The organism is Streptomyces melanosporofaciens (assembly GCF_900105695.1).
Taxonomy (GTDB): domain Bacteria; phylum Actinomycetota; class Actinomycetes; order Streptomycetales; family Streptomycetaceae; genus Streptomyces; species Streptomyces antimycoticus.
On record NZ_FNST01000002.1, the window covers coordinates 4303060 to 4316765 of the forward strand.

A 13706-nucleotide genomic window follows, 5' to 3' on the forward strand; every position below is an offset into this window, starting at 1 on the left:
GCAGCGGTCACGGCGGCGCGCCCCGTACCGACCGTACCCACAGAGGGACCGACCATGACCACCGCGCCCAACTGGGATCCCCGGCAGTATCTGCGCCACGCCGGCCACCGCACCCGCCCCTTCCAGGACCTGCTGGCCCGCGTCCCCGAGCTGCCCACCGGCTCCGGTCCCGGCCCCGGCCGCCCGCCCCGCATCGCCGACCTGGGCTGCGGCCCCGGCAACGTCACCGTCCTGCTCTTCGACCGCTGGCCCGACGCCCATGTCACCGGCCTGGACAACTCCGCCGAGATGCTCGCCGAGGCCCAGCCCCTCGCGGGCCCCACCACCGGCGGCGGCCGCCTCGACCTGCGCCGTACCGATGTGCGCGACTGGGCGCCGGACGAGCCCTACGACCTGATCGTCTCCAACGCCGCCCTCCAGTGGATCCCCGGCCACCCCGACTCCTTCGGCACCTGGCTGGCCGGACTGCGCCCCGGTGGCACCTTCGCCTTCCAGGTCCCCGGCAACTTCACCGCCCCCAGCCACACCCTGCTGCGCGATCTGTGCGACGCCCCCGAGTGGCGCGACCGCCTCGCCGACCGCCTCCGCGACCCCGCCTCCGTCCTGGAGCCGACCGAATACCTGGAGCGCCTGGCCGCCCTCGGCTGCGAGGTCGACGCCTGGGAGACCACCTATGTGCAGGTCCTGACCGGCCCGGACCCCGTCCTCGACTGGGTCAAGGGCACCGCCCTGCGCCCGGTCCTGACCGCCCTCGCCGACGACCCGCCCGCCCGCGACCGCTTCCTCGCCGCCTACGCCGCCCTCCTCCGCGACGCCTACCCCTCGGGCCCCCACGGCACGGCCTTTCCGTTCCGCCGCATCTTCGTCGTGGCCCGAGGTGCCCAGCGATGATCGCGGCCCTCGACCACGTCCAACTCGCCGCCCCGCCCGGCAGCGAGCCCGCGCTGCGCGCCTACTACGGCGAGGTGCTCGGCATGACCGAGCTCCCCAAACCGCCCGCCCTGGCGGCAGGCGGCGGCCTGTGGTTCGGATGCGGCCCGGTCCAACTGCACCTGGGCATCGAGCCGGACTTCCGCCCCTCCCGCAAGGCCCACCCCGGCCTGCGGGTCGTCGGCATAGGAGCCTTCGCCGCCCGCCTCGCCGGGCAGGGCGCCGAGGTCGTTTGGGACGAGAGACTGCCAGGGCACCGCCGCTTCTACTCCGCGGACCCGGTCGGCAACCGGCTGGAGTTCCTCGAGCCGATCGGACACCACCCGATCGGATGATCGGCTCGGCACCCGCCAGAGCGCCTCGTGCAAGTGTCTCGTGTGAGTGCCCGACGTCACGGCCCCGCGAGGGGCTTCGTCATCGGGGCCGCGATCGTCAGGCCGTGACGGTCAGGCTCCGATACGGTCGGTCGCGGTCACAGACCAGGCACGCCTTGCCGCAGCGCTCCCCAGAAACGATCCGGCATGAGACCGTGGACGCGCCGAACAACAACACCGTGGCCACGTTCTCGGGGGAGAGCCATGAGCAGCGCGTCGGGCGGGGCGGATCCGGGCAGGGGCGGGGGCAGCGAGGAGCAGCGGCAGCGCGGCATCTGGATACTGGTGGCCGCCGCCCTCGCGCTCGCCGTGCTCGTGCTGCCGCAGGTGGTCGAGGGGGACGACAGGACCTCCTTCGCGGGCAGCGCGCTGCCGGACGGCGGAGCCCCACGCCTGCCGACGAGCCCCGGCGGGCTCCCCAGCAATAGCCCCACGGCCCTCCCCAGCGCCTCGCTGCCCGGGTACGGCTCCGGAGGCGGCGGGGGAGGGGGACGGCCCGCCGAGACCCGGGCGCCCGCCTCGCCCACCGTGGCGCCGGATCCCACCGACGAGGCGTACCGGGCGGTGAGTCCAGGGGACTGCCTCGCCGTGTACGACACCGGGAGCGGGCAGTACAACAGCAGGATGCCCACCCAGGTCTCCTGCAATGCCGGAAACGCGTTCATGTGGGTGAGCGCGGTGCGGAGCAGCGGCGGGGCCTGCCCGCAGGGGCCGGGCCAGAACTCCATGTCGTACACCTCGCGCGGGCGGACCACCGCTCTGTGCCTGACCCGCAAGTTCACGGTGGGGTACTGCCTGCTGGCCGAGCAGACGGGCAGCGGGCAGCAGGCGCGGATGAACGCCGGGCTGATGACCGTGGTGGACTGCGACGCGAAGCGGGTCCCGGCCCGGTACAACCGGATTCTGCACATCACCGGCGTCTACAAGGCCCCGGCCAACGCCTCCTCGGCCAACTGCGCCCGGGTCCAGGGCGACCGTACGTACTACTGGTCGTGGCTGGTGAACGACGGCCGGACACTGCTGTGCACCATGGTGTACCAGGGCTGACCGCTCAACGGGTCGCCACGTTCACCACGCCCCCGCACAGCGCCAGCACCAGAATGACGCCGACCCCCGGGGCGGCCAGATACGGCAGGAGGGCCAGCGTGGCCAGCAGGCAGTATCCGGCGGTCACCCAGGACAGCAACTGCTGGGCCTCCGGTGGCCCGTAGCGGTTGAGCCGCACGACGAGCGCCATGATCACAGCCGCCCACAGGGCGGCCCGCGGCTCACCGAAGGAAACATTGTCGTACAGGTCCACGGCGGGCTTGTACCAGTCCGTGTCGGCCAGCGAGCCCGCGAACTCGATCATGCCCTTCAGATAGCCGTGCGACGCCATCGACGTCGCGTCCTTCAGATCCGCGCGCACCCACTCCGTGATGACCAGCATCGTCAGGCCAAGCGCATGACAGACGCCCGGCCCCACGGCCACCGCCCTGCGACGCGCCTCGGACCGCTCCCCCGTGCTCATATCTGGATCTCCCTCCCCCTGAGCGCCCATCATCCCCGCAGCGGGGACGCGCGGACCAGTACCGGGAGGTCACGCCTTGCGGAGGTCACGCCTTGCGGTGGCCTATCAGCCGCGGCTTCTGCTCCAGACCGTCCAGACCGTGCCAGGCCAGGTTCACCAGGTGCGCCGCCACCTCGGCCTTCTTCGGCTTGCGGACGTCCAGCCACCACTGGCCCGTCAGCGCCACCATGCCCACCAGCGCCTGCGCGTACAGCGGGGCCAGCTTGGCGTCGAAGCCGCGGGCCTTGAACTCCAGGCCCAGAATGTCCTCCACCTGGGTGGCGATATCGCTGATCAGCGAGGCGAAGGTGCCCGTCGACTGGGCGACGGGGGAGTCACGGACCAGGATCCGGAAGCCGTCCGTGTACTCCTCGATGTAGTCCAGAAGGGCGAAGGTGGCCTGCTCGCACAGCTCCCGAGGATGGCCCGCGGTCAGCGATGTGGTCACCATGTCCAGCATCCGCCGCATCTCACGGTCCACCACGACCGCGTACAGCCCCTCCTTGCCGCCGAAGTGCTCGTACACCACCGGCTTGGAGACCCCCGCCTTCGCCGCGATCTCCTCCACCGACGTGCCCTCGAAGCCACGCTCGGCGAAGAGCGTGCGACCGATGTCCAGCAGCTGCTCCCGGCGCTCCTTGCCGGTCATCCGGACCCGGCGGGGCCGCCGGGTCCCGGATCCGGAGGGCCGGCCCGTCCGGCCCCGCCGGTCCTTTTCACCGCTGGTATTACTGTCGGTCGCCACGCCCTCCATCATGCCGCTCCGACGGACTTCTCCTGACGGCGGGAGTCGATACGGGCCTGGCTCGGCCAGCGGACGTCATACGCCCAGCCCGCCTTCTCGAACCAGCGGATGATCCGGGCGCTGGAGTCCAGCTGGCCCTTCATCACCCCGTGCCGGGCGCAGGTCGGATCCGCGTGGTGCAGGTTGTGCCAGGACTCGCCGCATGAGAGCACCGCCAGCCACCACACATTGCCGGAGCGGTCCCGCGACTTGAACGGGCGCTTGCCCACCGCATGGCAGATCGAGTTGATCGACCAGGTCACATGGTGCAGCAAGGCCACCCGAACGAGGGACCCCCAGAAGAAGGCGGTCACCGCGCCCTGCCAGGACCAGGTCGCCAGCCCGCCGATCAGCGGGGGCAGCATCAGGGAGACCAGCGTCCACACCACGAACTGCCGGGAGACCGCCCGGACGGCGCCGTCCTTGATCAGATCCGGTGCGTACTTGTGCTGGGACGTCTGCTCCTCATCGAACATCCATCCGATATGTGCCCACCACAACCCCTTCATCAGGGCCGGAACGCTCTCGCCGTACCGCCACGGGGAGTGCGGGTCGCCGTCCGCGTCGGAGAACTTGTGGTGCTTGCGGTGATCGGCCACCCAGCGGACCAGCGGCCCCTCCACGGCCAGCGACCCGGCGATCGCCAGCGCGATCCGCAGCGGCCGCTTCGCCTTGAACGAGCCATGGGTGAAGTAGCGGTGGAATCCGATCGTGATGCCGTGGCAGCCGATGTAGTACATCGACACCAACAGCGCCAGATCCAGCCAGCTGACCCCCCAGCCCCAGGCCAGGGGAACCGCCGCGACCAGCGCGACGAAGGGGACGGTGATGAACAGGAGAAGGGTGATCTGTTCGATGGAACGCTTGCTGTCCCCGCCGAGCGTGGCGGAGGGAAGCGGGGCCTCCTGGGCCTTCGGCGTGTCGTTGACCACGTCGGGGCTTGCAGTCATGGGATCCCTCGTGGGGCTCGGGGCATGGCTACGGGTCCGTAACCTACGGCGTCGTAAGTATGGCAGGGCCGGGAAGCGGGGCAATAGGGCTCTGGTCCCACCCAGGGTCGCGCCGCCTATCCTGGGAACGTCGGACAGCGCGGTCCGCACATGGCCGAAAGCACCGGGTCAGCAGCCCGCGGCGCCTGCCGCACAAGCCCTGATGCCGCGCTTCGAACCCCGTTCACTGCAAGGAGCCCGCACCTGTGAGCAGTGCCGACCACACCAACGCCGCTCTGCGTGCCGACATCCGCCGTCTGGGGGACCTGCTCGGCGAGACCCTCGTCCGCCAGGAGGGACCCGACCTCCTCGAACTCGTCGAGCGCGTCCGCGCCCTCACCCGCAGTGACGGCGAGGCCGCCGCCGACCTGCTCGGCTCCACCGATCTCGAGACCGCCGCCAAGCTGGTCCGCGCCTTCTCCACCTATTTCCACCTGGCCAACGTCACCGAACAGGTACACCGCGGCCGCGAGCTGCGCACCCGCCGCGCCGCCGAGGGCGGCATCCTCGCCCGCACCGCCGACCAGCTCAAGGACGCCGACCCCGAGCACCTCCGGCAGACCGTCGCCCACCTCGGCGTGCGCCCCGTCTTCACCGCCCACCCCACCGAGGCCGCCCGCCGCACCGTCCTCACCAAGCTCCGCCGCATCGCCGAACTGCTCGACACCCTCGCCGTCGGCGGCGACGCCCGCCGCGCCGACCTGCGGCTCGCCGAGAACATCGACCTGCTCTGGCAGACCGACGAGCTGCGCGTCGCCCGCCCCGAACCCGCCGACGAGGCCCGCAACGCCATCTACTACCTCGACGAACTGCACGCCGGCGCCGTCGGCGACGTCCTCGAGGACCTCACCGCGGAACTGATGCGCGTCGGCGTCGAGCTGCCCGCCACCACCCGCCCCCTCACCTTCGGCACCTGGATCGGCGGCGACCGCGACGGCAACCCCAACGTCACCCCCGAGGTGACCCGCGACGTCCTGATCCTCCAGCACGAACACGGCATCACCGACGCCCTGGAGATCATCGACGATCTGCGCGCCGCCCTCTCCAGCTCCATCCGCAACACCGGCGCCTCCGAGGAACTCCTCGCCTCCCTCCAGCGCGACCTCGAACTGCTGCCCGAGATCAGCCCGCGCTACAAGCGGCTCAACGCCGAAGAGCCTTACCGGCTCAAGGCCACCTGCATGCGGCAGAAGATCGTCAACACCCGCGAACGGCTCGCCGGCGACACCCCCCACCAGCCCGGCCGCGACTACCTCGGCTCCGGCGAACTCCTCGCCGACCTCCACCTCATCCAGGACTCCCTGCGCGCCCACCGCGGCCACCTCATCGCCGGCGGCCGGCTCGAACGCGCCATCCGCACCCTCGCCGCCTTCGGCCTCCAGCTCGCCACCATGGACGTCCGCGAACACGCCGACGCCCACCACCACGCCCTCGGCCAGCTCTTCGACCGGCTCGGCGAGGAATCCTGGCGCTACGCCGACATGCCCCGCGACTACCGCCGCAAGCTGCTCGCCAAGGAACTGCGCTCCCGGCGCCCCCTCGCCCCCAGCCCGGCCCCCTCGACGCCGCCGGCGCCAAGACCCTCGGCGTCTTCCGCACCATCCGCGACTCCTTCGAGCGCTTCGGGCCCGAAATCGTCGAGTCCTACATCATCTCCATGTGCCAGGGCTCCGACGACGTCTTCGCTGCCGCCGTCCTCGCCCGCGAGGCCGGACTCATCGACCTCCACGCCGGCTGGGCCAAGATCGGTATCGTCCCGCTGCTGGAGACCACCGAAGAACTCAAGATCGCCGACAAGCTCCTCGACGAAATGCTCGCCGACCCCTCCTACCGACGGCTCGTCGCCCTCCGTGGCGACGTCCAGGAGGTCATGCTCGGCTACTCCGACTCGTCCAAGTTCGGCGGCATCACCACCTCCCAGTGGGAAATCCACCGCGCCCAGCGGCTGCTGCGCGACGTCGCCCACCGGCACGGCGTACGGCTGCGGCTCTTCCACGGCCGCGGCGGCACCGTCGGCCGCGGCGGCGGCCCCACCCACGACGCGATCCTCGCCCAGCCGTGGGGCACCCTCGAAGGCGAGATCAAGGTCACCGAACAGGGCGAGGTCATCTCCGACAAGTACCTCGTGCCCTCGCTCGCCCGCGAGAACCTGGAGCTGACGGTGGCCGCCACACTGCAGGCATCCGCCCTGCACACCGCGCCCCGCCAGTCCGACGAGGCGCTCGCCCGCTGGGACGCGACCATGGAAACCGTCTCCGACGCCGCCCACGGCGCCTACCGCACCCTCGTCGACGACCCCGACCTGCCCGCGTACTTCTTCGCCTCCACCCCCGTCGACCAACTCGCCGACCTCCACCTCGGCTCCCGGCCCTCCCGCCGCCCCGACTCCGGCGCCGGCCTCGACGGACTCCGGGCCATCCCCTGGGTCTTCGGCTGGACCCAGTCCCGGCAGATCGTCCCCGGCTGGTTCGGCGTCGGCTCCGGCCTCAAGGCCGCCCGCGAAGCCGGACTCGACGGCGTCCTCGACGAAATGCACCAGCACTGGCACTTCTTCCGCAACTTCCTGTCCAACGTCGAAATGACGTTGGCCAAGACCGATCTGCGGATCGCCCGGCACTACGTCGACACACTGGTCCCCGAAGACCTCAAGCACGTCTTCGACGTCATCCAGGCAGAGCACGAACTGACGGTACGAGAGGTACTGCGCATCACCGGGGAGCGCGAACTCCTCGACTCCAACCCGGTGCTGAAGCAGACCTTCCACGTCCGGGACGCCTACCTCGACCCGATCTCGTATCTGCAGGTGACCCTGCTCCACCGCCAGCGCACCGCCCGCGAACGAGGCGAAGAGCCCGACCCGCTGCTCGGCCGCGCCCTCCTCCTCACGGTCAACGGCGTCGCGGCAGGCCTCCGCAACACGGGCTGAACAGGGCGTATGCCGGACGCCGGGCGGGCCCGCTCCCTACGGGGAGGGGGCCCGCCCGGTGCGTTGTGGGGGGTGAGCTTTTCCGGGGGCTCCGCCCCCGGCCCCCCGACACCCAGCAGGCTCCGCCGCTGCCCGCCCCAGCCCCACGGCTGGGCGTGTGCCCCATGGCGGCCGGCCGCCACCTCTTCCCCGCCGCGACGGCGAGTACTTCCACGGTGGAGTCCGGCGGTGCCGAACTGGCCGCACCACGCGACGGGTCACACTCCACGGCGGGGCGGCGCCTGACGAGAGGCGAGCCCAGACGCGGGGGCGCCGGGAAAAACGCTACAGCGTAAGCGTGGCGAAGGACGCGCCCAGCAGCGCCGCGCCCAGCAGGCCCATCGTCCAGCCCGTGCGGCGCAGGCCGAGGCCGCCCGCGACGATCAAAGAGGTGAGGAGGAGCGAGCCGCCGAAGGGGACCCAGGCGTGGAGGACGCCCGCGGCACCCGTGCGGACGGCGCGATCCGTGCCCGGCTTGAGGGCCACCGGAACCCGGTCGCCCGTCCCGTCCGTGACCGCCTTGTCGACCCGCACCCGGCCATGGGCCTCGCCACCCGCGCGGGCCGGGGCGAAGGAGCCGGTGCACCATTCGTCGCCGCAGTCGGAGACCGTCACGGTGCCGCGCTCAAGCCCCTTGGTGAGCATCGTCGGCTTGGCGTCGTCCCAGGACGACCACACCCCGGCGATCAGGATCAGCAACGCGACAAGCCCCATCGCCACGTTCTTCGTCAGCAACAGAAGCCCGTACGCGCTCTCGCCCGCCCGCCGCGTACGGCTGCGCTTGGTCACACCGGTGGAAGCCATGGCGGCGATCCTCGCCACCCCTGGGCGCCCGGTCAACCTTCCGCCGAACAAACGGGCGAACGGCGTTTTTCAGGAGTTGTACGTCCCCTGCGCGCGCTCCAGCCCGTCCGCGATCAGCGTCTCCACCGCATCCGCCGCACGGTCCACGAAGTAGTCCAACTCCTTGCGCTCCGCAGCGGAGAAGTCCTTCAGCACAAACGCCGCGACATCCATCCGGCCCGGCGGACGGCCGATCCCGAAGCGCACCCGGCAGTAATCCGCACCCAGAGACTTGGTGATCGACTTCAGCCCATTGTGGCCATTGTCACCCCCGCCGACCTTCAACCGCAGCGCGCCGTAATCGATGTCCAATTCGTCATGGACCGCCACGACATGACCGACCGGCACCTTGTAGAAATCGCGCAGCGCGGTCACCGGACCGCCCGACAGATTCATGAAGGACATCGGCTTGGCGACCACGACCCGGCGGCTCAACGGCCCCGGCGGACCCACCCGGCCCTCGACGACCTGCGCCCGCGACTTATGCGCCTTGAAACGGGCACCCATCCGCTCCGCCAGCAGATCGGCCACCATGAAGCCGACATTGTGGCGATTGCCCGCATACTCGCCCCCGGGATTGCCGAGGCCCACCACAAGCCAAGGGCTGGCGTCGTCCGTCATCTGGATGTCTCTCCTTGAGGACGGCCGCCGCCCCACCACAGGGGGCGGGACGGCGGCCGGAAAGCGAACGGGAGCAGCCGAAGACTACGCCTCGGCGCCCTCGGCCTCGCCCTCGGCGCCCTCCTCGGCCGGAGCCTCGGCCTGGGCGGCGACCACCTGCAGCACGGCCGCGTCGTCCTCGACCGCCAGCGTGGTGCCCGCCGGAAGGGTGATGTCCTTGGCGTGGATGGTGGCACCCGCGTCCAGACCCGCGATGGAGACGGTGACCGACTCCGGGATGTGGGTCGCCTCGGTCTCGACCGGCAGCGCGTTCAGCAGGTGCTCGAGCAGGTTGCCACCCGGGGCCAGGTCGCCCTCGGTGAGGATCGGCACCTCCACGGTGACCTTCTCGCCCTTCTGCACCAGCAGCAGGTCGACATGCTCCAGAACGCCGATCTTGATCGGGTGACGCTGCACGGCCTTCGGGATGACCAGCTCGTCCTTGCCGCCCTCGACCTTCAGACGCAGCAGAACGTTCGGGGTCTTCAGCGCCATCAGCAGGTCATGCGCCGGAAGCGTGACATGCAGCGGGTCGACGCCGTGGCCGTAGACCACGCCGGGAACGCGGTCGGCCGCACGGGTACGCCGGGCCGCACCCTTGCCGAACTCGGTACGGGGCTGAGCGGAGATCTTGACCTCGGCCATGGGGCACTCCTCGTAGATCGTTTACGGTGTGTGGGCGTCACCCGGCCCACGACAGACCTTGCTACGAAGAGCGCGTCGATAACGGACAGCCGCGACCAAACGCGGCCTCCCTCGCCGAGCAACCCGGCAATTCTACCAACGGATGAGGCCACCCCCGTACGGGAGTGGCCTCCAGACCCGGGCGGAGCAGGTTAAGCCGCTCACGCCTGCTCCTCGAACAGGCTGGTCACCGAGCCATCCTCGAAGACCTCCTGCACCGCGCGAGCAATCGTCGGAGCCATCGACAGCACCGTCACCTTGTCCAGCTCCACCTCGCTCGGCGTCGGCAACGTATTGGTGAACACGAACTCACTGACCTTCGAGTTCTTCAACCGATCCGCCGCCGGACCCGACAGCACACCATGCGTGGCCGTCACGATCACGTCCTCCGCGCCATTCGCGAACAGCGCGTCCGCCGCCGCACAGATCGTGCCACCCGTGTCGATCATGTCGTCGACCAGCACACACACCCGGCCCTCCACATCACCGACCACCTCATGCACCGTGACCTGATTCGCCACATCCGGATCCCGCCGCTTGTGCACAATCGCCAGCGGCGCGCCCAGCCGGTCGCACCAGCGGTCCGCCACCCGCACCCGGCCGGCGTCCGGCGACACCACGGTCAGCTTGGACCGGTCGACCTTCGCACCCACATAGTCCGCGAGCACCGGCAGCGCGAAGAGATGGTCCACCGGACCGTCGAAGAAGCCCTGGATCTGATCCGTGTGCAGATCGACCGTGAGAATCCGGTCGGCCCCCGCCGTCTTCAGCATGTCCGCGATCAGCCGCGCCGAGATGGGCTCACGGCCACGGTGCTTCTTGTCCTGACGGGCATAGCCGTAGAACGGAACGATCACCGTGATCGAGCGCGCGGAAGCCCGCTTCAGCGCATCGACCATGATGAGCTGCTCCATGATCCACTTATTGATCGGAGTCGTGTGGCTCTGGATCAAAAAGCAGTCGGCGCCGCGCGCGGACTCCTGGAAACGTACGTAGATCTCGCCGTTGGCGAAGTCGAATGCCTTGGTCGGGACCAAGCTGACGCCCAGCTCATGGGCGACCTCCTCGGCCAGCTCGGGGTGGGCGCGGCCGGAGAAGAGCATCAGCTTCTTCTCGCCGGTCGTCTTGATCCCGGTCACAACAAGTCTCCTTGGATGTCACTTTGGTGCACTTCTCACCGTACGCCCCGCACGACGCACTTGTGCACATGTCACAGCTGGCCCTCGTCCTCCCGACGAGCGGCCTCGGCGGCCCGTGCCGCGGCACTTCCGGGGCGCTTGCGGGCGACCCAGCCCTCGATGTTCCGCTGCTGTCCGCGTGCGACGGCGAGCGAGCCCGGGGGCACATCCTTGGTGATGACCGATCCGGCGGCGGTGTAAGCGCCGTCCCCGATCGTGACGGGAGCCACAAGCATGTTGTCGGCCCCGGTCCGGCAGTGGCTGCCGATGGTGGTGTGGTGCTTGTTCACACCGTCGTAGTTCACGAAGACGCTCGCCGCACCGATATTGGTCTGCTCACCGATCGTCGCATCGCCCACATAGGACAGATGCGGCACCTTCGTGCCCTCACCGATCGTGGCGTTCTTCATCTCCACATACGTACCCGCCTTGGCCTTCGCACCCAGCCGGGTTCCCGGACGCAGATACGCGTACGGCCCCACACTCGCCCCCGCGCCGACCACCGCGCCGTCCGCGACCGTGAACGCCACCACCGCGCCCGCGCCGACTGCGGTGTCGGTGAGCCGGGAATTCGGCCCCACCTCGGCGCCCGTGGCCACGTGGGTGGCCCCCAGCAACTGGGTGCCCGGGTGGACCAGCGCATCCGGCTCGAAAGTGACGGTCACATCGATCCACGTGGTGGCCGGATCGACGACCGTCACCCCGCTCAGCATCGCGCGCTCCAGCAGCCGGTCGTTCAGCAGCCGGCGCGCCTCCGCCAACTGCACACGGTTGTTGATCCCGACGATCTCCCGGTGATCCGCCGCCACACACGCGCCCACCCGATGCCCGGCCTCGCGCAGAATGCCCAGCACATCGGTGAGGTACTCCTCACCCTGGCTGTTGTCGGTGCGCACCTTGCCGAGGGCGTCGGTGAGCAACTGGGCATCGAAGGCGAAGACCCCGGAGTTGATCTCACGGATCGCGCGCTGCGTGTCGGTCGCGTCCTTGTGCTCCACGATCGCGGTGACGGCGCCGCTCGCGTCGTCCCGCACGATCCGGCCGTAACCCGTGGCGTCGGGAACCTCGGCGCTCAGCACGGTCACGGCGTTCCCGTCACCGGAGTGCGCCGCGGCGAGCCGCTGGAGCGTCTCACCGGTCAGCAGCGGCGTGTCACCACAGACGACGATCACGGTGCCGTCGAGGGCGACCCCGCTGTCGGACAGCTCCTCCAGACCCATCCGGACGGCGTGCCCGGTGCCGTTCTGCTCATGCTGGACGGCGGTGCGCACCTCGGCGTCGATCTCGGCCAGATGCGCGGAGACCTGCTCCCGGGCGTGGCCGACCACGACGACGAGATGCTCGGGCGAGAGCTCACGGGAGGCGGCTACGACGTGCCCGACGAGGGAGCGGCCGCAGAGGGCGTGCAGAACCTTCGGGGTCGCCGATTTCATGCGGGTGCCCTCACCCGCTGCGAGGACGACGACGGCTGCCGGGCGGTTGGCGCTCACGGGTGTGCCCTTCGGCTTCGGGGGTGGACACCCGCAGGATACCGAGAGGTTTCCGGGCGGAAAGGAAGGAGGGTCCCGAGCCGGACGGTGCCGTCCAGTCAGGGCCCGAACTTAGAGCTCCCCCGCCAGGACTCGAACCCGGACTAATGGCACCAAAAGCCACTGTGCTGCCCATTACACCACAGGGGAGGGCAAAGAGCTCAAATCGGACATCTGGTTAGTCTGTCGACTGAGCCCCCACCACTATGCCGTACCACCAGCCTTCAATGCGACGGTATAGATCGGCTCCATTGAGAACGCGGACGGCGAGGCACCCTCGGTAGCTTTCTCCGACGTTCTTGCGTGTGGTCTTCGGGTCGTGTCTTTTCAGGGATGTCTTGTCGAAGCTGGCGGCATCTGCGCCTGCCAGGGAAGCCCAGAAGCGTTCAGCCGAGGTCGCGTCGGCGGACTCGTGGATCATCAAGTGGAAGCGCAGGTGGTCGGGCGTAATGCCGAGCAATCGCAGCCATGCGAGATAGATCTTGATCATGTCGGGGTCGCTGTTGGTGAAGATGACTCGCTCAGCTGGGCGGTAATGCTTGCTCTTGGCGCCCTCCGACCAGTAGAGCCCCACCCCCACCAGGAACAACTCGCGATCGGTGAGTCGGCCGATCTCCTGCTCGGCGGCCAGCTTCGTCCGCTGCCGCTCGATCTCCCGCTGTCGCAGCGTCGCCTCCCACCCCCGCTTGGCGATCGCCGACGCCTCCTCCCGGGTGCGGGTCGGCCGGTCCGGTTTCGGCAGGTCGCGGACCCAGAGCGAGATGGAGCTCTTGGAGCAGCCGAGCTCCAGCTGGATCCTGTCGTATGTCATCCCCTGCAGCCGCATCTCGCGCGCCCTGGCCCGTAGGTCGTCCTTGGCGTTGGGGCGCTTGGTCCACTCGGGTGGCGGCTCGCCCTCCAGGAGGCGGTTCAGGATGTCGTTGTTGCTGACCTTCAGCCGGTCGCGGATCTGTCTGCGGCTCATCCCCTCTTTCCGTAACGCGATCGCCCGTTCTCTCAGTTCTTCGAACGTGGTCGACCCGTCGAGGAGGCCGCCCGTGCTGTCGCCGTCGCGGCGCCGTGGTGCGTTCATGGCCACAGGGTCGTTCGGCATCCGGACGCGCCGGGTCGAAAACGTGGGCGATTCATTCGTTCGAGTTAAATGGGCGGTTTTGCCTGATGTTCGAGTCTCTTATGCGCCGCCGTGTCCCCGGGAAAAGCGCTGGCGCCCGGCCGTAGGCT

12 protein-coding genes, 1 tRNA gene and 1 pseudogene are annotated in these 13706 nt (G+C 69.7%); 4 read left to right on the top strand and 10 right to left on the bottom strand.

The annotated features are described in order from the left end of the window. Positions 1 to 54: 54 nt before the first annotated feature. The 3 genes from BLV72_RS21340 (at position 55) to BLV72_RS21350 (ending at position 2351) form a co-directional block, all read left to right on the top strand. Positions 55 to 891, top strand: a complete 837-nt coding sequence (locus BLV72_RS21340) for a trans-aconitate 2-methyltransferase (protein ID WP_093464151.1) — start codon at positions 55 to 57, stop codon at positions 889 to 891. Next, positions 888 to 1265 (top strand): VOC family protein, encoded by a 378-nt coding sequence (locus BLV72_RS21345; RefSeq protein WP_093464153.1) that lies wholly within the window; start codon positions 888 to 890, stop codon positions 1263 to 1265. Before BLV72_RS21340 ends, BLV72_RS21345 begins: the two co-directional genes overlap by 4 nt. Positions 1266 to 1508: 243 nt before the next feature. Beyond that, on the top strand, positions 1509 to 2351 hold the full coding sequence (locus tag BLV72_RS21350; RefSeq protein ID WP_093464154.1) for a hypothetical protein: 843 nt from the start codon (positions 1509 to 1511) through the stop codon (positions 2349 to 2351). Positions 2352 to 2355: 4 nt separating this feature from the next. On the opposite strand, the gene BLV72_RS21355 is transcribed toward BLV72_RS21350, so the two are convergent. The 3 genes from BLV72_RS21355 to BLV72_RS21365 form a co-directional block, all read right to left on the bottom strand. After that, complete coding sequence (locus BLV72_RS21355; RefSeq protein WP_244320895.1) at positions 2356 to 2814, bottom strand: hypothetical protein; 459 nt, start codon at positions 2812 to 2814, stop codon at positions 2356 to 2358. 85 nt (positions 2815 to 2899) lie between these two features. Beyond that, a complete protein-coding gene (locus BLV72_RS21360; RefSeq protein ID WP_174887414.1) occupies positions 2900 to 3610 on the bottom strand; it encodes a TetR/AcrR family transcriptional regulator in 711 nt (236 codons plus the stop codon). Then, complete coding sequence (locus BLV72_RS21365) at positions 3607 to 4587, bottom strand: acyl-CoA desaturase (protein ID WP_208905682.1); 981 nt, start codon at positions 4585 to 4587, stop codon at positions 3607 to 3609. Before BLV72_RS21365 ends, BLV72_RS21360 begins: the two co-directional genes overlap by 4 nt. A gap of 245 nt (positions 4588 to 4832) precedes the next feature. Between BLV72_RS21365 and ppc the strand changes: the two are divergent. Next, a pseudogene (ppc, locus tag BLV72_RS21370) lies at positions 4833 to 7552 on the top strand (phosphoenolpyruvate carboxylase). Between the two features lie 324 nt (positions 7553 to 7876). Here ppc and BLV72_RS21375 read toward each other — a convergent pair. The 7 genes from BLV72_RS21375 to BLV72_RS21405 all read right to left on the bottom strand — a co-directional run bounded on the left by BLV72_RS21375 (position 7877) and on the right by BLV72_RS21405 (position 13557). After that, entirely contained in the window at positions 7877 to 8395 is a 519-nt protein-coding gene (locus BLV72_RS21375) for a hypothetical protein (protein WP_093464159.1), read from the bottom strand. A 69-nt stretch (positions 8396 to 8464) separates the two neighbouring features. Continuing rightward, positions 8465 to 9055, bottom strand: a complete 591-nt coding sequence (pth, locus tag BLV72_RS21380; protein ID WP_059144719.1) for an aminoacyl-tRNA hydrolase — start codon at positions 9053 to 9055, stop codon at positions 8465 to 8467. Between the two features lie 84 nt (positions 9056 to 9139). Continuing rightward, on the bottom strand, positions 9140 to 9739 hold the full coding sequence (locus tag BLV72_RS21385) for a 50S ribosomal protein L25/general stress protein Ctc (RefSeq protein WP_093464160.1): 600 nt from the start codon (positions 9737 to 9739) through the stop codon (positions 9140 to 9142). Positions 9740 to 9939: 200 nt separating this feature from the next. Beyond that, entirely contained in the window at positions 9940 to 10917 is a 978-nt protein-coding gene (locus tag BLV72_RS21390) for a ribose-phosphate diphosphokinase (protein WP_093464162.1), read from the bottom strand. 71 nt (positions 10918 to 10988) lie between these two features. After that, positions 10989 to 12446: a bifunctional UDP-N-acetylglucosamine diphosphorylase/glucosamine-1-phosphate N-acetyltransferase GlmU gene (glmU, locus tag BLV72_RS21395; protein WP_093464163.1), complete on the bottom strand. Its 1458-nt coding sequence runs from the start codon at positions 12444 to 12446 to the stop codon at positions 10989 to 10991. Positions 12447 to 12563: 117 nt separating this feature from the next. Beyond that, positions 12564 to 12635: transfer RNA gene (locus tag BLV72_RS21400), tRNA-Gln, on the bottom strand. 28 nt (positions 12636 to 12663) lie between these two features. Next, positions 12664 to 13557, bottom strand: a complete 894-nt coding sequence (locus BLV72_RS21405) for a hypothetical protein (protein WP_244320897.1) — start codon at positions 13555 to 13557, stop codon at positions 12664 to 12666. Positions 13558 to 13706 lie beyond the last annotated feature (149 nt).

What these genes read in the sequence shown, in the direction of transcription:
- BLV72_RS21355 (WP_244320895.1), bottom strand. Translation starts at nt 2,814, where the DNA reads ATGAGCACGGGGGAGCGGTCCGAGGCGCGTCGCAGGGCGGTGGCCGTG.
- BLV72_RS21345 (WP_093464153.1), top strand. Translation starts at nt 888, where the DNA reads ATGATCGCGGCCCTCGACCACGTCCAACTCGCCGCCCCGCCCGGCAGC.
- BLV72_RS21365 (WP_208905682.1), bottom strand. Translation starts at nt 4,587, where the DNA reads ATGACTGCAAGCCCCGACGTGGTCAACGACACGCCGAAGGCCCAGGAG.
- pth (WP_059144719.1), bottom strand. Translation starts at nt 9,055, where the DNA reads ATGACGGACGACGCCAGCCCTTGGCTTGTGGTGGGCCTCGGCAATCCC.
- BLV72_RS21375 (WP_093464159.1), bottom strand. Translation starts at nt 8,395, where the DNA reads ATGGCTTCCACCGGTGTGACCAAGCGCAGCCGTACGCGGCGGGCGGGC.
- BLV72_RS21350 (WP_093464154.1), top strand. Translation starts at nt 1,509, where the DNA reads ATGAGCAGCGCGTCGGGCGGGGCGGATCCGGGCAGGGGCGGGGGCAGC.
- BLV72_RS21340 (WP_093464151.1), top strand. Translation starts at nt 55, where the DNA reads ATGACCACCGCGCCCAACTGGGATCCCCGGCAGTATCTGCGCCACGCC.
- BLV72_RS21405 (WP_244320897.1), bottom strand. Translation starts at nt 13,557, where the DNA reads ATGAACGCACCACGGCGCCGCGACGGCGACAGCACGGGCGGCCTCCTC.
- BLV72_RS21385 (WP_093464160.1), bottom strand. Translation starts at nt 9,739, where the DNA reads ATGGCCGAGGTCAAGATCTCCGCTCAGCCCCGTACCGAGTTCGGCAAG.
- BLV72_RS21360 (WP_174887414.1), bottom strand. Translation starts at nt 3,610, where the DNA reads ATGATGGAGGGCGTGGCGACCGACAGTAATACCAGCGGTGAAAAGGAC.